At 65.4% G+C, this 19,859-nt stretch carries 17 protein-coding genes; 3 read left to right on the forward strand and 14 right to left on the reverse strand.

Annotated elements, in window-relative coordinates:
• Window positions 1-153 precede the first annotated feature (153 nt).
• Entirely contained in the window at window positions 154-693 is a 540-nt protein-coding gene (locus tag E3T27_RS12555; protein WP_104196953.1) for a GNAT family N-acetyltransferase, read from the reverse strand.
• Between the two features lie 142 nt (window positions 694-835).
• On the reverse strand, window positions 836-2,137 hold the full coding sequence (gene tyrS / locus E3T27_RS12560) for a tyrosine--tRNA ligase (protein WP_241992242.1): 1,302 nt from the start codon (window positions 2,135-2,137) through the stop codon (window positions 836-838).
• Between the two features lie 145 nt (window positions 2,138-2,282).
• On the opposite strand from tyrS, the gene E3T27_RS12565 reads away from it, so the two are divergent.
• Complete coding sequence (locus E3T27_RS12565; RefSeq protein WP_134573156.1) at window positions 2,283-2,903, forward strand: DNA-binding protein; 621 nt, start codon at window positions 2,283-2,285, stop codon at window positions 2,901-2,903.
• Entirely contained in the window at window positions 2,900-3,499 is a 600-nt protein-coding gene (locus E3T27_RS12570) for a hypothetical protein (protein ID WP_104196956.1), read from the forward strand. The genes E3T27_RS12565 and E3T27_RS12570 overlap by 4 nt, the downstream gene beginning before the upstream one ends.
• A 53-nt stretch (window positions 3,500-3,552) precedes the next feature.
• On the opposite strand, the gene argH is transcribed toward E3T27_RS12570, so the two are convergent.
• The 7 genes from argH to argC all read right to left on the reverse strand — a co-directional run bounded on the left by argH (window position 3,553) and on the right by argC (window position 11,734).
• Window positions 3,553-4,989 carry an argininosuccinate lyase gene (gene argH / locus E3T27_RS12575; protein ID WP_134573158.1) on the reverse strand — a complete coding sequence of 479 codons (1,437 nt, stop codon included), beginning with the start codon at window positions 4,987-4,989 and terminating at the stop codon, window positions 3,553-3,555.
• Between the two features lie 9 nt (window positions 4,990-4,998).
• A complete protein-coding gene (locus E3T27_RS12580; protein ID WP_104196958.1) occupies window positions 4,999-6,198 on the reverse strand; it encodes an argininosuccinate synthase in 1,200 nt (399 codons plus the stop codon).
• Between the two features lie 171 nt (window positions 6,199-6,369).
• Window positions 6,370-7,299 (reverse strand): ornithine carbamoyltransferase, encoded by a 930-nt coding sequence (argF, locus tag E3T27_RS12585; protein WP_104196959.1) that lies wholly within the window; start codon window positions 7,297-7,299, stop codon window positions 6,370-6,372.
• Between the two features lie 103 nt (window positions 7,300-7,402).
• Window positions 7,403-8,584 carry an acetylornithine transaminase gene (locus tag E3T27_RS12590; RefSeq protein ID WP_104196960.1) on the reverse strand — a complete coding sequence of 394 codons (1,182 nt, stop codon included), beginning with the start codon at window positions 8,582-8,584 and terminating at the stop codon, window positions 7,403-7,405.
• Window positions 8,581-9,492 carry an acetylglutamate kinase gene (argB, locus tag E3T27_RS12595; RefSeq protein ID WP_134573160.1) on the reverse strand — a complete coding sequence of 304 codons (912 nt, stop codon included), beginning with the start codon at window positions 9,490-9,492 and terminating at the stop codon, window positions 8,581-8,583. The genes E3T27_RS12590 and argB overlap by 4 nt, the downstream gene beginning before the upstream one ends.
• 2 nt (window positions 9,493-9,494) lie before the next feature.
• Complete coding sequence (argJ, locus tag E3T27_RS12600; protein ID WP_134573162.1) at window positions 9,495-10,676, reverse strand: bifunctional glutamate N-acetyltransferase/amino-acid acetyltransferase ArgJ; 1,182 nt, start codon at window positions 10,674-10,676, stop codon at window positions 9,495-9,497.
• Window positions 10,673-11,734: an N-acetyl-gamma-glutamyl-phosphate reductase gene (argC, locus tag E3T27_RS12605; RefSeq protein WP_134573164.1), complete on the reverse strand. Its 1,062-nt coding sequence runs from the start codon at window positions 11,732-11,734 to the stop codon at window positions 10,673-10,675. Before argC ends, argJ begins: the two co-directional genes overlap by 4 nt.
• 429 nt (window positions 11,735-12,163) lie before the next feature.
• Between argC and E3T27_RS12610 the strand changes: the two genes are divergently transcribed.
• Entirely contained in the window at window positions 12,164-13,147 is a 984-nt protein-coding gene (locus tag E3T27_RS12610; RefSeq protein ID WP_134573166.1) for a hypothetical protein, read from the forward strand.
• A gap of 358 nt (window positions 13,148-13,505) precedes the next feature.
• On the opposite strand, the gene pheT is transcribed toward E3T27_RS12610, so the two are convergent.
• The 5 genes from pheT to E3T27_RS12635 form a co-directional block, all read right to left on the reverse strand.
• Window positions 13,506-16,175: a phenylalanine--tRNA ligase subunit beta gene (gene pheT / locus E3T27_RS12615; RefSeq protein ID WP_134573168.1), complete on the reverse strand. Its 2,670-nt coding sequence runs from the start codon at window positions 16,173-16,175 to the stop codon at window positions 13,506-13,508.
• Window positions 16,175-17,233, reverse strand: coding sequence for a phenylalanine--tRNA ligase subunit alpha (gene pheS / locus E3T27_RS12620; RefSeq protein WP_104196966.1), 1,059 nt, complete (start codon window positions 17,231-17,233; stop codon window positions 16,175-16,177). Before pheS ends, pheT begins: the two co-directional genes overlap by 1 nt.
• A gap of 11 nt (window positions 17,234-17,244) precedes the next feature.
• A complete protein-coding gene (locus E3T27_RS12625) occupies window positions 17,245-18,165 on the reverse strand; it encodes an amino acid ABC transporter permease (RefSeq protein ID WP_134548706.1) in 921 nt (306 codons plus the stop codon).
• A complete protein-coding gene (locus tag E3T27_RS12630) occupies window positions 18,162-18,809 on the reverse strand; it encodes an amino acid ABC transporter permease (RefSeq protein ID WP_104196968.1) in 648 nt (215 codons plus the stop codon). Before E3T27_RS12630 ends, E3T27_RS12625 begins: the two co-directional genes overlap by 4 nt.
• Before the next feature lie 131 nt (window positions 18,810-18,940).
• Entirely contained in the window at window positions 18,941-19,813 is an 873-nt protein-coding gene (locus tag E3T27_RS12635; protein WP_104196969.1) for a glutamate ABC transporter substrate-binding protein, read from the reverse strand.
• Window positions 19,814-19,859: the final 46 nt, after the last annotated feature.

Raw genomic sequence — 19,859 nt, forward strand, 5'->3', positions numbered from 1 at the left:
CTTTCCGCACCTTTGGGGTACGTATAGATACATTACGGCCACCACACCCACCCGTCAAAACGCCCCCCACCCGGGCGTGTCGCACCACCAGCATCCACTCCCCCGAACGAAAGCCGGCCCGCGCCGGCCGGGCCGTGTCTCCGAGAGAGCTGGTTATGACTCGGGGGCGACGGCCACGAAGAGTTCGCTCACGGAGTTGTAGTACTGGTCGGTTCTTCCGTTGTGCGTCATACCGATGCGTAGGCAGACACGCTGCGACGGGCGATTACTCGGTGTCGTCACCGCAACGACACGGTCAAGTCCGGTTTTCCAGCCTTCAGCCAGTACAGCCGCTGCCGCTTCGGTCGCGTAGCCACGGCGCCACGCGTTCGGGTGAAAGTGCCAGCCGATCTCGGTGTCCCCCGATGGCTCGAGCGGTGTCGCCGCGCTCGATGCCGGGATGGACTTGAGCAGCAGGTTGCCGAAGATCTCGCCGGTGTCGGCATCCGTTACCGCCCTGATGGCATGAATAGGATGTTCCATGCCCTGCCAGCGCGAGATAACGGCGATCGCCTCGGCGCGCGAGGTCATGACGCGCGGATGCAACCCAATGTGCTGTTGCACAGACCATAGCGAGTAGAGCCCGAAAACAAAGTCGGTGTCATCCAGGGTCCAGGGGCGCAGCAGCAGGCGTTCGGTTCGAAGAGTTTCCACGACGACATCTTGCCATCCCCACCTGTTGCCCTGCGCAACCGACCCGCCCTCGACAACGTCGACTACCGCTGCGGGAAGGATATTCGTGGGGGCTGCGCGTTAAACCGAGCCGGTAGCGGATGACTGCGCCGCTGAGAACGCACTACTCGACGAAAATTCCCGCAAGCGTTTTCTTGCCGCGACGCAGAACCGCTACTCCCCCGGGAAGTACCGATCCTTCAATGGTCAGGTCGACACTCGTGACCTTCTCGTTGTTCAAGTACACCCCACCCTGTTGCACGGCCCGTCGGGCGTCACCGATACTCTTCGAGAGTTCGGTGTCGACGAGTAGCTGCAGCACCGTGGCGTGCGGCGACGTCGTGGTGTGTGGAAGTTCGCGCAGGGCGGCCTCGAGGGTATCGGGATCCAGCTCGGCGAGGTCGCCCTGGCCGAACAGTGCCTCGGCGGCGTGGATGGCAGCATCCGTTGCCGCGTGCCCATGCACGAGGCTGGTCACTTCGAGGGCGAGCCGACGCTGCGCTTCACGCCGGAACGGTTCGGTTTCGACGAGCTCGGCGAATCGCTCGATGTCGCCCCGGGAGAGGAACGTGAAGACCTTGAGCCGAAAGACCACGTCGGCATCGTCGGTGTTGAGCCAGAACTGGTAGAACGCGTAGGGGCTGGTGAGATTCGGGTCGAGCCACACCGCATTACCCTCGCTCTTGCCGAACTTGGTTCCGTCACTGTTGGTGATGAGCGGGGTGCCGATGGCGTGCACCGTGCCGCTTTCGGCGCGACGGATGAGGTCGGTTCCGCTTGTGAGGTTGCCCCACTGATCGCTGCCGCCGGTTTGCAGCACACAACCGTAGCTGCGGAACAGCTCCAGGTAATCGAGGCCCTGGAGTATCTGGTAGCTGAACTCGGTGTAGCTGATGCCGGCGTCGGAGTTCAAGCGCGCGCTGACGGCATCTTTCTTGAGCATGGTGCCCACGCGGTAGTACTTACCGATTTCGCGTAGGAAATCGATGGCAGACAGCGGCGCGGTCCAGTCGAGGTTGTTCACCAGGGTGACGGCGTTGTCGCCCTCGGAGCTGAGGAACCGCGAGACCTGCGCCTGCAGGTAGCCCACCCATTCCGCGACGGTGTCGGTGGGGGTGAGCGTTCGCTCGGCGGTGGGGCGCGGGTCGCCGATGAGTCCGGTCGAGCCGCCTACCAGTCCCAGCGGGCGGTGTCCCGCCAGTTGCAAACGCCGCATCAGCAGCAGCTGCACGAGGTTGCCGAGGTGCAGGCTCGGCGCGGTCGGGTCGAATCCGCAGTAATAGGTGATCGGGTCACCATCGAGCAGCGCCTTGAGCTCGGTCTCGTCGGTGGAGACGTGCACGAGGCCGCGCCAGTTGATCTCCTCCCACACCGAGTCGAAGGAGGGATCATTGGTCTGCTGGGCGAGGATGGTGGGGTCTGACACGCGCTTTAGATTATCAGCCGGGCCAGCTCGCCGAAGTATCCGCAGCATCCGTTCTTTCGCCGGTGTAATTTAGGTTAGAGACTATAATCGACTAGATTTAGCCTGTGGACTTAACTACATTGAATGCAGGACGGAGCCTGGGACCATGTTTGTCATCACCGCCGACCAGATCGGCAGCCGTAACGATCACGATCGCGCGCGCGAGATGATCGCGCAGCTCGTGGCACAGAGCCCCGAGGCGTTCGGCCTGCCGCCCGACCAAACCGCCGGCGATGAGATTCAGTTACTCCTATCGGCGGCCCGGCCCACGCTCGATGCGATTCTCGCGTTGCATCGTTCCGGCCATTGGAGCGTCGGGCTCGGTGTCGGAACCGTGCGCGCTCCCCTACCGGCGTCGACCAGACAGGCCACCGGCGGCGCTTTCATCGCGGCCCGCGACGCCGTGCTGCGCGCTAAGAGAACCGAGGCGCACTTTGCTCTCGAGGTCGATCCAACGCATGCCGACTCCCCCGGTATCGAGGCGCTCTTCACCATGATCCTGCTGCTGCGTCAACGCCGAACCCGGCAAGGCTGGCAGGCCGGCGACCTGTTCGAACGCGGCCTGGCCCAAATCGATATCGCTGCAGAGCTCAAAATCACGACCGGTGCCGTGAGCCAACGGCTCAAAGCGGCGCAGTATCGGGTTGAGCAGGCCGCGCGGCCGGCGTTGGTTAGGCTGCTGGAGCAGCTCGATCATCGCCCGACTGAAACGGATAACTCCGCATGACCTTCACCGTCCTCACATTTCTCTACTGGGTCGCCCTGCTCCTGGTCACGCTCGCCTCGCTCACCTGCGCCGCGATCGCCTTCAAACTGCACCGACAGCTCTTCGCGATTGCGGCCATCGGTGGTCTCGTCGTTGCCCTCGTGCTCGCCGCGGTGCCCGTTGGCACCGGCCCGAGCGCCTTCGGTATCGTGATCGGCATGCTCGCCCTCGCCCTCGCCGTGGTCGGGGGCGGCCCGGTTGCAGTACTGGCGCTTGATCTCGCCACCAACAACTCGGTACCGCCGGGCCAGCATGGCGGAATCATGGTGCTGAACGCCGGCAAACCGGCCCCGACCATGGCCGGGGTCAGCGACCTGGAGACGCACGAGGTGCTGCGCGGCGGGGTGACCATCGGCATCCTGGAACGCCTTGCCGTGGCCGGCGCGATCCTGGCCGGTTTTCCCGAAGCGATCGCCGTGGTCGTCGCCATCAAGGGCGTGGGCCGCTTCACGGAGCTAGCCGCGGCCGAATCGCGCGAGCGGTTCATCATCGGCACCCTGTCGAGCCTCACCTGGGCGTGCGCGTGCGCCGCCCTCGTGCCGATGGCCCTCGCCTAGCGTGCCGATTTAGCACCTCACCGTCACAGGTTCGCACCGCCGATACGGCTGCTCTACCGGCTGAGGACGGCCGTCAGGTCGCGTACGCGGGCCACGAGGAGGGCACGCTGCTCGGCGACGCGTACCGGAGCGGTTCCGCCGGCGCCGTCACGACTCTCGACCGACCCGCGGATGGTGAGCACTTCGCGCACCTGGGGAACGAGGTGCGGCGAGATCACGAGCAACGCCTCGTCGTCGACTTCGTGTAGGTCGAGTCCGTTGATCTCAGCGAACTTCACCAAAGAACCGGTGATTTCGTGCGCGTCACGGAACGATACATGGCGTTTGACCAGCCACTCCGCGACATCCGTGGCAAGGGAGAAACCCTGCGGAGCGAGCTCGGCCATGCGTTCGGTGTGAAAAGTGAGGGTGGCGACCATGCCGGTGAAAGCGGGCAGCAGCACTTCCAGGGTGTTGATCGAGTCGAGAACCGGCTCCTTGTCTTCCTGCAGGTCGCGGTTGTAGGCGAGCGGCAGACCCTTGAGCGTGGTGAGCAGCCCGGTGAGGTTGCCGATCATTCGGCCGGACTTGCCGCGAGCGAGCTCGGCAATGTCGGGATTCTTCTTCTGCGGCATGATCGACGAGCCGGTGGAATAGGCATCGTCGAGGGTGACGAAACCGAATTCGCGGGTGTTCCAGAGAATGATCTCCTCGGCCAGCCGCGACATGTCGATGCCGATTTGTGCGGTGATGTAGGCGAATTCAGCGACCAGGTCGCGGCTCGCGGTGCCGTCGATGGAGTTCTCGACCACGGCGGCGAAGCCGAGGTCAGCGGCGACGAGATGCGCGTCGAGACCGAGGGTGTTACCGGCGAGGGCGCCGGAACCGTAGGGGGACGCATCCGCTCGCCGGCCCCAGTCCGCAAAGCGGTCCAGGTCACGCACGAGCGGCCAGCAGTGCGCCAGCAGGTGGTGCGCGAGCAGCACCGGTTGGGCGTGCTGCAGATGGGTGCGGCCGGGCATGATGGCGCTTTCGTGCGCTTCGGCCTGAGCGGCGAGGGCATCAATGAGTTCGATGACGAGCGAGGCGAGGATGGCGGCGTGATCACGCAGCCACATGCGCACGAGCGTCGCGACCTGGTCGTTGCGGCTGCGGCCAGCGCGGAGCTTGCCCCCGATCTCGACGCCGATGATACCGATCAGACCCCGCTCCAGCGCCGAGTGCACGTCTTCGTCGGCATCGGCGGGGAGAAAATCGCCGGCGATGACGGCGCGCTCGAGCTCTTCGAGCGCGCCGACCATCTGGGTGAGTTCGGTGTCGGTGAGATACCCGGCGGCGGCCAGGGCCCGTGCGTGCGCGCGGCTGCCCTGCAGGTCGTATTCGGCCAGCATCCAGTCGAACTGGGTCGACTTGCTCAGCCGCGCCAGTTCCGGCGACGGTCCCCCAGCGAAACGGCCGCCCCAGAGGGCGCCCGCCGCTCCGGCGCGGTTCGCGTTCTTCTCACTCGACACGCGCGCGCCCTACTTTTCGGCGGCGTCGCGGCGGGCCGCGATCTTGCTCGGCAACGACCACAGCTCGATGAATCCCTTGGCCATGGACTGGTCGAAGGAGTCGCCGGTGTCGTAGGTGGCGAGATTGAAGTCGTACAGGCTCGTCGTGCTGGAACGACCGGTGACGACGGCGGTGCCGGCGTGCATCTTCAAGCGGATGTCGCCCGTCACGTGCTTCTGAGTGTCCTCGATGAACACGTCAAGGCTCTTCTTCAGACCCGAGAACCAGAGACCGTCGTAGACGAGCTCGGCCCACTTGCTCTCGACACCCCGCTTGTAGCGGGCGACGTCACGTTCCACGGTCATGTTCTCGAGCTCTTCGTGCGCAGCAATCAGTGCGATGCCGGCCGGCGCCTCATAGATCTCGCGGCTCTTGATGCCGACGAGGCGGTCCTCGACGATGTCGATGCGGCCGACCCCCTGGTCACCAGCGAGACGGTTCATCAACTGAATCATCTGCAGCGGGGTGACCTTCTTGCCATCAATGGCAACGGGCACCCCTTGCTCGAAGGAGATGACGACCTCGGTGGGGGCGCGAGTGACCGATGGGTCCTGGGTATAGGTGTAGAGGTCCTCGATCGGCGCGTTCCACGGGTCTTCGAGGAACCCGGTCTCGACGGCGCGACCCCAGACGTTCTGGTCTACCGAGTACGGGCTCTTCTTGGACTGCATGATGGGCAGGTCGTGCTTGGCGGCGTACTCGATGGCTTTGTCGCGGGTCAGCGCGAAGTCCCGCACCGGGGCGAGCGAGGTCAGGTCGGGTGCGAGGGCCGCGACGGCCGCTTCGAACCGAACCTGGTCGTTGCCCTTGCCGGTGCATCCGTGCGCGACGCTGTCGGCGCCGAGCTCCTTGGCGGTGGAGGCCAGGTACTTGGCGATCAGCGGTCGGCTGATGGCCGAGACGAGCGGGTAGCGCTTCTGATACAGGGCGTTCGCCTTGAGCGTCGGCACGATGTAGTCGTTGGCGAACTCGTCTTTCGCGTCGATGACGATGGATTCGACTGCGCCGCAGTCCAAGGCGCGCTGACGGATCACGTCCATGTCTTCGCCCTCCTGACCGACGTCGACGGCGAGGGCTACGACCTCTTTACCGGTGGCATCCTTGAGCCAGCCGATGCCGACCGAGGTATCCAGTCCGCCCGAGTATGCGAGTACAACGCGTTCCGCCATGCTTCTCCCTAAATCTTGATCTGTCTAAAGTTTACGTTGTGGGCGCCGTTCCCCCGCCCGCCTGCCCTCCCTGCACTGCGGTCGGGGCCCGGGCCCCGTCCGCGGGCCCAGTTTATAAACTGGGCCCCGGGCCCGGGCCCAGGCCCCGTCCAGAAGGCGAGAGCCAGACGGTCAGGCCGCGTTTTGCGCGAGCAACCAGACCAGCAGGGCTTTTTGGGCGTGCAGGCGGTTCTCGGCCTCGTCCCAGATGATGCTCTGCGGCCCGTCGATGACATCGGCGGTCACCTCGTAGCCGCGGTCTGCCGGCAGGCAGTGCATGAAGTGGGCGCCCGGCTTCGCCAGGCCCATCAGAGTAGCGTCGACCCGGTACTGGCCGAGGTCGCCGAGCCGGGTGGCCTTCTCGTCTTCCTTGCCCATCGACACCCAGGTGTCGGTGATGACCACGTCGACGCCGGTGACGGCTTCGCGCGGGTCGGTGAACAAAGCGACCGAGCCGCCGGTGCGGGCGGCGATGGCCGTCGCATCCGCTACCACCTGGTCGGTCGGGGTGTAGCCGACCGGTGACGCGATGCGCACGTGCATGCCAGCGGTCGCTCCCGCCAGTAAATAGGACTGACCCATGTTGCAGGCACCGTCACCGAGAAAGGCGAGGGTCTGGCCGGCGAGGTCACCGCGGTGTTCGCGGAGGGTGAGCAGGTCGGCGAGAAGCTGGCAAGGGTGAAAATCATCGCTGAGCGCGTTGATCACGGGCACGGTCGTGCCGAGCGCCATTTCCTCGAGTCCGGCCTGGCCGTAGGTGCGCCAGACGATCGCGGCGACCTGGCGTTCGAGCACGCGGGCCGTGTCGGAGGCGGTCTCCTTGCCACCGAGCTGACTGTTCGCGGTACTGATGATGAGGGGGCTGCCGCCGAGGTCGGCGATGCCGACCGCGAAGGACACTCGGGTACGGGTGGAGGACTTGTCGAAAATGACCGCGACGGTCTGCGGGCCGGCGAGCGGGCGCACTGCGAATCGGTCTCGCTTCAGCTCCAGGGCCAGATCGAGAATCTCGGCCTGTTCGGCCGGGGAGATGTCGTCGTCGCGCAGGAAATGGCGGGTCACGGTGTCACTTTCGGTTGTTAGGTAGCAGGTGAGCGGATACCGCTCCCCCCGGTTGGTAGTCCCGCGCCGGTGCGAAACCCGCGCAAAGTGGGATTCGTCCAGCCTAGAGGCTGGCCAGTGCTCGCCCGAACCGTTCCTGGAAGTCGGCCAGCTCAGCGTCCCCCACGATCAGGGGTGGGGCGATACGAATGCTGGTCTCGTTGGCGGCGTTGACGATGAGGCCCTGGGCGAGCGCGGCCGCGCCGAGCTTCAAGGCGACCGGTTCGGTCAGGCCGATGCCGAGCAGCAGGCCGCGCCCGCGCACCTCGTCGATCAGCGGCGAGTGGAAGCCGAGAATGATCTCGCGCAGCTGCTGGCCCCTCACAGCGGCGTTGGCGGCCAGGTCATCACGTTCGATCACGCCGAGCACGGCGTTGGCGGTCGCGGTGACGAGCGGGTTGCCGGCGAAGGTCGAGCCGTGCTGGCCGCGACGGAACAGTTCAGAGGCCCAGCCGAAGGTGACGAGCGCGCCAATGGGGACACCGCCACCCATCCCCTTGGCGATGGTGACGGCATCCGGCAGTATTTCAGCGTGGTTGTAGGCGAACCAGGCGCCGGTGCGGGCGATACCGGTCTGGATCTCATCGAGGATCAGGAGTACGCCATGCTCGGTGCACAGCTCACGGGCACGCTTGAGGAACCCTTCCGGCAGGTCGATGACGCCCGCCTCGCCTTTGACCGGTTCGAGGAATAGGGCGGCGACGGTGTTGTCGATGGTGGCTTCGAGGGCCTTGATCGTGCTGTCAATGTGTTCGACTCCGCCGGGCACGGGCTCGAACGCCTCGCGCATGTTCGGCTTGCCCGACAGGGCGAGCGCGCCCATGGTGCGGCCGTGGAAGGAGTCGTGCAGCGCGATGATGCGGCTGCGGTGTCCTTGGTTGTTGAGCCTGGCCAGTTTGAACGCTGCCTCGTTGGCCTCGGCACCGGAATTGCAGAAGTAGACACGGCCCGTTTCACCGGCGCCGGTGATGCGTTTGAGGCGTTCGGCCAGTTCAATCTGCGGCGGCGTGGCGAAATAGTTGGAGACATGGCTGATCGTGCCGATCTGCCGGGTCACGGCAGCAACGACCTCAGGGTGTGCGTGACCGAGCGAATTCACCGCGATGCCGGCCAGAAAGTCCAGGTATTGCGTGCCCTTCTCGTCCCAGACGTAGCAGCCCTCACCGCGCACAAGCATGGCCAGTGGCGGGCTGAACGTGCGCATCATCGAATCGGCGAACCGATTCTGCCAAGAATCTTCAATCATGCCGGTACTACCTCCGTGCCGATGCCGCTTCCAGTGAAAATTTCGAGCAGGATCGAGTGCGGCACTCGCCCGTCGATGATCGCAGCTTTAGCGACGCCACCGTCGACGGCATCGAGACAGGCCGTCATCTTGGGGATCATCCCCGATTCCAGGTCGGGCAGCAGACCGCGTAATTCGACCACATCGATGATCGACACGAGCGAATCCCGGTTGGGCCAGTCTCGATACAAACCGGCGACGTCGGTGAGAATCACGAGCTTGGCCGCGCCCAGCGCGATAGCGAGTGCGGCAGCAGCAGCGTCGGCGTTGACGTTGAGGGACTGGCCCGGAACATCCGTATCGGGAGCGATCGACGAGACCACCGGTATACGGCCGGCTGCGAGCTGGGCGAGTACTGCTTCGGGGTCGACGCCGATGACATCGCCGACGAGTCCGAGATCAACCTCCTCGCCGTCGATGACCACGCCGCGCCGGCGCCCGCGAAACAGGCCGGCGTCTTCACCGGAGAGTCCCGCGGCGAGCGGACCGTGCTGGTTGATGTGACTGACCAGGTCGCGATTGATCTGGCCGGTGAGCACCATGCGCACCACGTCCATCGCTTCGGGCGTGGTCACCCGGTAGCCGCCACGAAACTCGCTCTCGATGCCGAGGCGCGCCAGCATGGCGGAGATCTGCGGGCCGCCGCCGTGTACGACGACCGGTCGGATGCCCGCGTATCGCAGGTAGACCATGTCTTCGGCGAACGAGCGCTGCAGCTCTTCGCTCACCATGGCGTTGCCGCCGAACTTCACGACGATGATCTGGTCGTGAAAGCGTTTGAGCCACGGCAACGCTTCGATCAGCGTTGCCGCCTTGACGGATGCTTCGGCCTGGCTGGTCTCGGCGTTAGTTCTCGGTGTTTCGGTCATGATCAGCTCGAGTACGCGCTGTTCTCTTCGACATAGTCGTGGGTGAGGTCGTTGGTCCACAGGGTGGCCGTTGCGCTGCCGGCATGCAGGTCGATGAGCACAGTCACGCCGCGGCCCGAGAGGTCGACGAGCTCGCGCGGCTGATCGGGCTCACCCGCGGTACACACCTGAACGCCGTTGATGGCGACATCGATGCCGTACGGGTCGAAGGCGGCGTCGTCGACCGGCACCGTTCCGACGGCGGCGAGCACGCGGCCCCAGTTCGGATCGTTGCCGAAGATGGCCGATTTGAACAGGTTGCTGCGCGAGACGGCACGGGCCACGGTCACCGCCTCATCGTCGGAGACCGCGTTGGTGACGGTGATCGCCACGTCGTGCGCGGCACCCTCGGCGTCTCCCTGTAACTGTAAGACGAGGTCGCGGCAGATCTCGATGAGGGCGATGCTGAATTCGTCATTGTCGGCGGCGACGCCGCTTGCACCGGAGCAGAGCAGGCTCACGGTGTCGTTGGTCGACATGCAGCCGTCGGAATCGAGGCGATCGAAGGTGACCCGGGTCGCCGCGCGAAGCGCCGTGTCGAGGTCGGCCGAGTCGAGCACGGCGTCGGTCGTGATGACCACGAGCATCGTGGCCAGCCCCGGAGCGAGCATGCCGGCACCCTTGGCCATGGCGCCAATGCTCCAACCGGCGGCAGAGGTGTGCGCGGCTTCCTTCGGACGGGTGTCGGTAGTCATGATCGCCTGCGCGGCCAGGAGGCCGGCGGCCGGGGTGGTTGCGGCATCCGTCTTGATATGGAGGGTGGCGTCCCAGACTCCCGCGGTGACGAGGTCGAGGTCGAGTTGTTCACCGATCAGTCCGGTGGAGCAGACCAAAACGTCGCCGGAAGAGATGTCGAGGCGGGTCGCGACGGCTTCGGCCGTGGCATGGGTGGTCTGGAAGCCGATGCTGCCGGTGTAACAGTTGGCGCCTCCGGAGTTGAGCACGATGGCGCTGACGCGACCGTCGCTCATGACCTGGGTACTCCAGATGACGGGGTTGGCCTGGCAGCGGTTGCTCGTGAACACGGTGGCGGCGTTCTGCAGCGGGCCGAGGTTGTGCACGAGGGCGAGGTCGAGCCCGCCGGACTTTTTCAGGCCGGCCGTGACGCCGGCAGCAGCGAAACCGGCGGGATGGGTGACACTCACGGAGCAACTCCATTCATGGTCAGACCGAGAGTTTCGGTCAGACCGAGGGCAATGTTGGCAGATTGGATGGCAGCGCCGGCGGTGCCCTTGACAAGATTGTCGATGGCGGTGATCGTGACGACGCGGCCGGCTGCCTCGTCGACGGCCAGTCCGATCAGAGCGGTGTTGGCGCCGAGCACATCGGCCGTGCGCGGAAAATGTCCCTCAGGAAGTACGTGCACAAACGGTTCGTCGGCGTAGGCGCTCTCCCAGGCAGCGCGCACGGCGGCGGCGCTTGTGCCGGGTACCAGTCGGGCGGTCGCCGTCGCGAGGATGCCGCGCGACATGGGCACGATCACCGGCGTGAACGAGATGGTCGCGTCTCGTGCCGACGTGGATGCGGCGCTTTGGGCCCAGCGCAGCGCCTGCACGATCTCGGGAATATGCCGATGAGTGCCGCCGACCGCATAGGGGTTGGCCGAGCCCAGGATCTCGGCAGCGAGGTTTGGCAACTTGAGACTCTTGCCGGCGCCACTCGGGCCGACGGCGAGTACCGCAACGAGGTCCTGCGCTTCGATCACTCCCGCATGGATGCCGGGGGCCAGGGCGAGCGCGACAGTGCTGGCGTTGCAGCCGGGCGCGGCGATGCGGCGTGCGGCAACAATTCTGTCGCGCTGTTTGCCGTTGGCCGTGACCAGTTCGGGCACCCCATAGGTCCACGAACCGAAGTAGTCACCGCCGTAAAACGCCGCCCAGTCGTCGGGGTTTTCGAGGCGGTGGTCGGCGCCGCAGTCCACGACGAGGGTGTCATTGGGCAGGTGCGCCGTCAGCTCACCGGATTTTCCGTGCGGCAGGGCGACGAAGACAGCGTCGTGGCCGCTGAGATTTTCCGGGGTCGTGTCGACGAGGGTCAGGTGGGCGAGCGAACGCAGCTGAGGCTGCACGTCGACCAGGCGCTGTCCGGCATTGCTGTGCGCGGTGACCGTGCGCACCTCGAATTCGGGGTGACCGGAAAGCAGCCGCAGCAGTTCGCCGCCCGCATACCCGCTCGCACCCGCCACTGCCACCGAAAAGACCATGTGTTAAACCTAGCGCGGCCCCGGCGGCCCGATTTCCGCGCTCGCGCGGGGCGTCACGCGTGCGGGGCGTCACGCGTGCGGGGGGGCATCCGCTCGCCGTCGCTGTCCTCGGCCTGGTTCACGGCACCCCTGCTGGTTCACGGCACCCCTGCTGGTTCACAGCACCCCTGCTGGTTCACGGCACCCCTGACGGGAAGTGCCGGCTTCTCTAGCGAGTGCCACGACGACGGATGCCGCGCGCCGGCCCCCAGTCGCGACTCGCGGCACGCGTTAGAGTTTGCGGCACCCCGAACACCAAGTGCCCGCATCCGAAACGAGTGCCACGAGAGTCGGAGCATCCGCTCTCTGCACAGTGAATGCTCGTGCCGAGTTCCCCACAGTTGTTGCGCCAAACGAGGACCGGCTCCTGTTCCGCGGCAGAGTGGGGGCATGTTGGAGGCCTTGGAAACGCAGGATGTGCTCGGCGACGGGCTCATCACGGCTGATGCCCTTCGTGGGGCCGGGATGAATGCGCACGCCGTGGGCTTGCTGGTGAGACGGGGCGAGCTCCGGCGTCTTCGACGCGGTTGGTACGCGCTCGGCACGAAGTGGCAGGCGTGTGGTCTCGACGGGCAATACCGCCTGTTCACGCGTGCCACTGCCGGGGCGGCCAAACGACCACTGGTGCTCTCACACCATTCGGCCGCGGCCATGCACGGATTACCACTGATTGGCGCCTGGCCCGTCACGGTGCATGCCCTCGTCCCCGACGCCCATGGCGGCAGCAGTCACCGGCTCGTCACCACCCATTGTGCCGTCGCCGATCCGAATGCAACACTCATCGCCGGTGTCGCGGTGACCAGCCTCGCTCGCACCCTTGTCGATATCGCTGCAGGGTGCAGTTTTCTCACCGGAGTGACGATGATCGACCACGTGCTTCACCAGGAGAGCAGGCGGGTGGTGCCCGGCGCGGGAAATCCGGGCGTTCCGGCGATCACGAAGGCGGTGCTCTTTGCGGAACTGGACGCGGTGCGTCCCCGTACCGGGCGCCAGGCTGCTGAGCGGGCCATCACGTTTGCCGACGAACTCTCGGCCAACGCCGGCGAGTCGCTCAGCAGAGTGCGCTTCGAGGAACTGAAGTTTCAGATTCCCGAACTGCAGGTGCGATTTGACGTCGCTGGCCGCTCGTACTTCGTGGACTACTTCTGGCGGGGTGTGCGCAAGATCGGAGAGTTTGACGGGCACACCAAGTACACCCGCGCAGCGGTCATGAACGGGAAGGACGTGGTGGGGGTGGTCCTGGCCGAGAAGGATCGGGAGAGCGTGCTTCGCCCGTTTGTGACGAGTTTCAACCGCTGGGGCTGGAACCTGGCCCTCAATGCCGTGGAGTTCTACCGGTTCCTCTGCGAAAAGGGTGTGCCGCGCACCCGCTGACCCTGCACCCTGCGTTCGCGGCACCCGTCAGGACTCGCGGCACCCGTCAGGACTCGCGGCACCCGTCAGGACTCGCAGCACCCGTCAGGACTCGCAGCACCCGTCAGGACTCGCAGCACCCGTCAGGACTCGCAGCACCCGTTGGGACTCGCGGCACCCGTTGGAAGGAGTGCCCGCGTCCCGAACGAGTGCCACCACAAGCGGATCCCGCGCCTACACCTGACGGGAACAGCCCACGGCACTCGTTACAGTTCGCCGCACCCCGGGCACTGAGTGCCCGCGTCCCGAACGAGTGCCCTGACCAGCGGATGCCGCGGGCCGCGGCATCCGCTGGTCAGGGCACTCAGGCCCCCGGCTGCTATTCGCGCAGGGCCGCCCCGAAGCGATCCGCAGCGAGGGCAACCCCGGACAAGCGCGCGGCGCTCGCTTCGGCGGCGGTCAGCGTACGCTCCTCGCCGCGAAATCGCAGTCCGAAGGTGAGCGACTTCTGGCCGGACTCAACTCCGGCACCACGGTAGTCGTCGACCAGGTCGATGCTCTCGAGCAGGTCGCCCGCCCCCTCGGCGACGACCGCGCCCAGGGCGGCAGCCGGCACCGAAACCGAGACGACGAGCGAAAGGTCCTGCGTCGCAGCAGGCATCGTGCGGATCGGCGTGACCGTCAAGTCATCGTCGGCCTGCGCGAAGACGAGCCCGAGGTTGATCTCGGCAACGGCCACGACAGCGGGAAGGTCATAGTCGTCGGCGACCGTGGGGAGCAGTTCTCCGGCGAATCCCACCGACACAGTCGAAGCCGACACAGTCGAAGCCGACACGGTCGAAGCCGACACAGTCGTAGCCTGCACGGTCGAACCCTGCACGGTGACGAACAGCTCGGCAGTGCGGCCCGGGTGCATCGCCGGGTGCTGGCCCTGGCGTACTTCGATGCGCACTCCGGTAGCCAGTGCCACCTGCTGCGCAGTGGCCAACGCGGACTGCCAGCCGGCTCCAACGGCAGGCTGTCCGGGTTGGTGCCGCACGTCATTGCCGACGAGAACGATTCCGACCATTAGTGGCTGCGGAACAATTCCCGCGTTCAGGGCCGCCTCAGCCTCGGCGCTCGGGCGCGCGGCGCCGGCCGGGAGCACTGCCATGCCGTATTTCACGCCAACCTCGGGCCGAAAGATTAGTCCCTGCTCGTAGATGGCCACGTCGACCAGTCCGCGTGACCGGTTGCGGTGCGCGATCTGCAACAGGCCCGGCAGCATCGAGGTGCGCAGAAACGGTGCCTCACCGTCGAGCGGATTAGCGACCTTGATCTGCGGCACCGAAGGCGGCACCGAAACCGGCACCGTAATCGGCACAACGGATGCCGCATCCGCCGTGCTCGCGCCGGCGGACACGGCGGGTGAAACGGCCACCCCGAACACGTTGTTCGCCCGCTCGGAAACGAACGGGTAGGTCAAGACCTCGGTGTGACCGGTGGCTGCCAGGGTGTGAGCGACAGTCCGGCGCAGAGTCTGCGTGCGGGTCAGGCCACGGCCGGGCGGCGCGACGGGCAGCACCGAGGGAATGCGGTCGTAGCCGACGATGCGGGCGACCTCCTCGGCGAGGGTACACTTATCCGTCAGGTCGGGGCGCCAGCTCGGCGGGGTGACCTGCAGGTCGCCGTCGGATTCGACCAACGAAGCACCGACGTCGACGAGCGCATCGCGCACCTCGTCGCCGGTGTAGGCGAGGCCGATGAGACCAGAAACGAACCCGGTCGGCAGCAGGATCGGCTGGGGTACCGGAGCTTCGTCATAGACCGAACCGAGTGCGTCGGCGACTCCCCCGGCCAGGTCCACGAGCAGCTGCACCACGCGTTCGGCAGCGACAGCGGCCACGCGCGGGTCGACACCGCGTTCGAACCGCTTGCTTGCCTCGCTCGGCAGCTTATGACGGCGGGCCGAGCGCGCGATCGACACCGGGTCGAAGTTGGCGGCCTCGACGAGCACGTTGACCGTCTGCGCACTGATCTCCGTGCTTGCCCCGCCCATTACACCGGCCAAACCGATCGGCCCGGATTCATCGGTGATCAGCAAATCTTCAACGTCGAGCGTGCGGGTGACCGCGTCGAGGGTGGTGAATTTCTCCCCGGCGGTCGCGCGCCGCACGATGATGCCGCCGGCCAGCTTGTCCAGGTCGTAGCCGTGCAACGGCTGGCCGAGCTCGAACATCACATAGTTGGTCACGTCAACGACGAGCGAAATCGAGCGGATGCCGACCAGCCCCAGTCGCGCGATCATCCAGGCCGGGGTCGGCCGGGTCGGGTCGACGCCGCGCACGACGCGGGTGACGAACACGCTTGCTCCGGTTCGGTCCCGAATCGGAGCCTGGTCGTCGATCGTCACGGGGAACCGGGTGACCGGGGCCACGACCGTCGGTGCCAGCGCAGGGTCCCGAAACGGCACGCCGGTGGCGTGCGAGTATTCGCGGGCGACGCCGCGAATGGAGAAGGCATAGCCGCGATCGGGGGTGACGTTGATCTCGACGGCGCTGTCATCGAGGCCCAGCAGGGGGATCGCATCCGTTCCGACCGGAGCGTCGATGCCGAGCGAAGCCAGCAGCAGAATTCCATCGTGCTCGTCGCCGAGGCCGAGTTCACGAGCGGAGGCGATCATGCCGTCGGAGATATGGCCGTAGGTCTTGCGGGCCGCAATGGGAAACGGACCCGGCAGCGAAGCACCGGGCAGGGTCACGACGACCTTGTCGCCGATGGCGAAGTTGTGGGCGCCACAGATGATGCCGTGGATAGCCGGCCCGCCGTCAGCGGCGAGCTCGTCGCCCGGCGCAACTCGCACCTGGCACCAGTTGATGGTCTTGCCGTTGGTCTGCTCTTCGCCGACGAATTCGAGCACCTCGCCGACCACGATCGGGCCGGACACGTCGAAACGGTGAATATCTTCCTCTTCGAGACCGACGCTCACGAGGGCAGCATGTACGTCTTCCGGCGTGGTGCCGGGGGCGAGGTCGACGAATTCGCCGAGCCAGGAAAGTGGTACCCGCATCAGACCGTCATCCCATACTGCTGGCTGAACCGAATATCGCCCTCGACCATATCGTGCATGTCCTTTACGTCATTTCTAAACATCACAGCTCGTTCCACGCCCACCCCGAACGCGAACCCGGAGTAGACCTCGGGGTCGATCCCGGCGGAGCGCAGCACGTTGGCGTGCACCATGCCGCAGCCACCCCACTCGATCCAGCGTGCCCCGTCCTTGAAGGTCGGGTGCCAGACGTCGAGCTCTGCGCTCGGTTCGGTGAATGGAAAGTAGTTCGGGCGCAGGCGCACCTTGGCTTCTGGACCGAACAGAGCCTGCACGAAGTGGTCGAGCGTGCCGCGCAGGTTGGCCATGGTGAGGCCCTTGTCGATGGCGATGCCCTCGATCTGGTGAAAGACCGGCGTGTGCGTTGCGTCGAGTTCGTCGGTGCGAAAAACCCGTCCGGGCGCGACCACGTAGACCGGCAGCTCACGCGAGAGCAATGCGCGCAGCTGCACGGGTGAGGTTTGCGTGCGTAGAACGAGGTGGGCATCCGTCGGTTCGACGAAGAAGGTGTCTTGCATGGCGCGGGCCGGGTGGTCCTCGTCGAAGTTGAGCCCGTCGAAGTTGAACCATTCGTTTTCAAGCTCCGGGCCTTCGGCGACCTCCCAGCCCATGGCCACGAAGACGTCGGCGGCGCGTTCGCTGAGCAGTGAGATCGGATGCCGCGCCCCCGGTTTCCAGGTTGACGCTGCGGCGGTGACGTCTACCGTTTCGGCGAGCAGGCGGGCGGCGGCTTCAGCGCTGCCAATGTCATCTTCGCGAGCGGTCAACGCCTTGGTGACGGCGCCGCGCGCTTGGCCGACGAGCTTGCCGGCAGCGGCCTTCTGGTTGCCGGGCACGCTGCGCATCAAGGCGTTGAGCTTCGACAGCGGTGAAGACTCCCCCGCGTGCTCGCTGCGCACGAGCCTGAGGGCGGCGGTCGTGTCGGCGGTGGCAATGGCGGCCAGTGCGGCGTCAACCGCGATATTGACGGCGGCTTCGGTAATGGCGGGTGGGTCGATGGGACCAGCGGAATCAGACACAGTCCCTGAGTTTAGCCGCCTTGCGACGCGTGGCTTCTGCTCTCGGCATCCACCGCATGTGGGTCGCCCAAGTGCGGGTCGACCGGGGCGGCGGAGTCCGTGGTGACGCTGCCAGCCTGCGGCCCGGTGCGCTTGGCAATTCTGCGTGCCAGCCACGACAGCGACAAGTTCAAGGTCAGATAGATGGCGAGCACGATGAAGAAGAACGAGAACTTATATTGATCGCCGAAGAAGTTGGCTAGCTGGTTCAGTCCGGCCCGGAGGAGTTCGTTGTAGCCCACGATGAAAGCCAAGGACGTGTCCTTGAGTAGCACCACCAGCTGGGCGATGATGATCGGCAGCATCTGACGAAATGCCTGCGGAAACTCAATGCGGAACCGGGTGGCCACCGGGGTAAGTCCGATAGCGAGTCCAGCCTCGCGCTGACCACGCGGCAGGGCGTTGATTCCTGCGCGGAGCGCCTCGCCGATGATGGCGCCGTTGTACACGGACAGAGCCGCTACACCCGCCCAGAACGATCCGGTGGCGAACACCAACAGGATGAAGAGCATCATGAGCAGCACGGGCATACCGCGGAAGAATTCAAGCAGCACCGTGGTGGGCACCCGAATCCAAGCGGATGCCGACAAACGCCCAAAGGAAAACAGTACTCCGATCAGGAGCGCGAAAACGGCGGCCACCGCGGCCATGCGCAGGGTCGCAAGGGCGCCGAACCCGAGGGTACGCCAAACCAGCAGGTCGTTGAAAACGTCCCAGCGGCTGATATCCCACAGGCCCGGCTGCACCGCGCCGTTAGCGCTGGTCTTAGGCAGGCCGAGCACCACGATCAGAGCGAGCAAGCCAGCGGCCAGGATAATTGTTCCGATAACGGAGATGAGACGCGATCGCGCGCGAGACTTCGGTCCCGGGGCGTCGTACAGTACAGAACTCATCGGAGCACCGCCACCTTCTTCTCGATCCTGCCGGCGATAAGGCCGAGAGGAATAGTGACGACCAGGTAGAACGCGGCGACCGCGAGCAAAATGGGGATCACAGCATCACCCCGGTCGTTGGTCACCCTGCGTGCGGCGCCGAAAAGTTCGAATACGAAGAACGCACCGGCGACCGAAGTGTTCTTGGTGAGAGCGATGATCACATTGATCAGGGGTGGTACCACCATGCGGATGGCTTGGGGCATCACCACGAAGGTGAGCGTTTGTCCGAAGGTGAGGCCCACGCTGCGTGCCGCTTCGGCTTGTCCCACGTGCACGCCGTTCACGCCGGACCGCAGGGCCTCGGCTACGAACGGAGAGGTATACACCGTGAGCCCGATAGCGGCCAGCTGGAAGTATCCCGGGCTGAACTCTAAAAGGGGCAGAAGGTAGGCGCAAAAGAACAGGACGAGCGTAAGCGGGGTGTTGCGAACAAGTTCCGTATAGGCGGTTGCGAAGACGCGGAATGACGAGATCGGTGAGATGCGCATGGCTGCGACGATCAGCCCGAGTACGGATGCGCCCACTCCCGCGATGATGAGCAGGCCCAGAGTGTTCCGGAAACCTTCCAGGAACAGCGGCAGGTTGTCGATCACTGCGTCCACAACTCACCTCCTCGTCTTTTATATGTCTGTGGGTCGGGCAATGCGTGGAACATTCTGGTGGACACCGTAGAGACCCGCCCACTGGGCGGGTCTCTACGGCTCAAAGCTGGTTAGCGAATCCGAAAGTAGACCTAGTAGCGGTCGACGGCCGGAGGGGTGGGGGTGTCGAGCACAGCACCCGCGGTGGACTCCCAAGCCGAGACCCAGGTACCGTCCGCGTAAGCCGCTTCGAGCACGTCGTTGATGAACGAGCGGAATTCGGTGTCGTCATGCGCGAGGCCGATGCCGTAGGGCTCTTCGGTGAATGCGTTGTTAACGACCTCGAACTGACCGGAGTTCTGGTCGGCCAGGCCGGCCAGGATTACGTTGTCGGTCGTGACCGCGGCAACCTCGCCGCTGCGCAGCGGACCGAGGCAGTTGGAGTAGGTATCCGAGGCGATGATGTCGGTCGTGAATTCGGCGATATTCTTCTCCGAGGTGGAACCGCTCACGGTACACACCTTCTTGCCGGCAAGGTCCTCGGGGCCGGTGATGTTGTCCGGGTTTCCCGCGAGTACGAGCAGGTCCTGTCCGGCAGAGTAGTACGGTCCGGCGAAGGACACGGCTTCCTTGCGGGTGTCGTTGATCGTATAGGTTGCGATAACGAGGTCGACCTGACCGTTCTCAATGAACGGCTCGCGGTTGGCGGAAACCGCCTCGCTCCATTTGATGCCCGATGCCGGGATGCCGAGCTTGGCCGCGATGAGCTTCCCCATCTCAACGTCGAAGCCGACTGGATCGCCGCTGGGGCCGAGCAGGCCGAACAGCGGCTGGTCGAACTTGGTTCCAATGTTGATGGAACCAGCGTCGGCCAGGCGGGCCATGGTGCTTCCCTCAGGGAACGACACCGCCGTCTCCACTGGGGCGGCGGCATCGGTCGGGGCGCCCGAGTCCGCGCAGCCGCTAAGCACGAGCGCACTTGCGATCGCAATGGCCGAAATCACTAGACCTTTTTTGAGTCTCATGGTTTTTCTCCTGATTGCTGGTACTGCTGCTGTGTAAACCCTGTCC

The organism is Cryobacterium lyxosi (assembly GCF_004403345.1).
In the GTDB taxonomy this organism is placed as follows: domain Bacteria; phylum Actinomycetota; class Actinomycetes; order Actinomycetales; family Microbacteriaceae; genus Cryobacterium; species Cryobacterium lyxosi.

What these genes read in the sequence shown, in the direction of transcription:
- E3T27_RS12565 (WP_134573156.1), top strand. Translation starts at nt 2,283, where the DNA reads ATGTTTGTCATCACCGCCGACCAGATCGGCAGCCGTAACGATCACGAT.
- E3T27_RS12625 (WP_134548706.1), bottom strand. Translation starts at nt 18,165, where the DNA reads ATGAGTTCTGTACTGTACGACGCCCCGGGACCGAAGTCTCGCGCGCGA.
- E3T27_RS12610 (WP_134573166.1), top strand. Translation starts at nt 12,164, where the DNA reads ATGTTGGAGGCCTTGGAAACGCAGGATGTGCTCGGCGACGGGCTCATC.
- pheT (WP_134573168.1), bottom strand. Translation starts at nt 16,175, where the DNA reads ATGCGGGTACCACTTTCCTGGCTCGGCGAATTCGTCGACCTCGCCCCC.
- E3T27_RS12635 (WP_104196969.1), bottom strand. Translation starts at nt 19,813, where the DNA reads ATGAGACTCAAAAAAGGTCTAGTGATTTCGGCCATTGCGATCGCAAGT.
- E3T27_RS12570 (WP_104196956.1), top strand. Translation starts at nt 2,900, where the DNA reads ATGACCTTCACCGTCCTCACATTTCTCTACTGGGTCGCCCTGCTCCTG.
- E3T27_RS12580 (WP_104196958.1), bottom strand. Translation starts at nt 6,198, where the DNA reads ATGGCGGAACGCGTTGTACTCGCATACTCGGGCGGACTGGATACCTCG.
- argC (WP_134573164.1), bottom strand. Translation starts at nt 11,734, where the DNA reads ATGGTCTTTTCGGTGGCAGTGGCGGGTGCGAGCGGGTATGCGGGCGGC.
- E3T27_RS12590 (WP_104196960.1), bottom strand. Translation starts at nt 8,584, where the DNA reads ATGATTGAAGATTCTTGGCAGAATCGGTTCGCCGATTCGATGATGCGC.
- argB (WP_134573160.1), bottom strand. Translation starts at nt 9,492, where the DNA reads ATGACCGAAACACCGAGAACTAACGCCGAGACCAGCCAGGCCGAAGCA.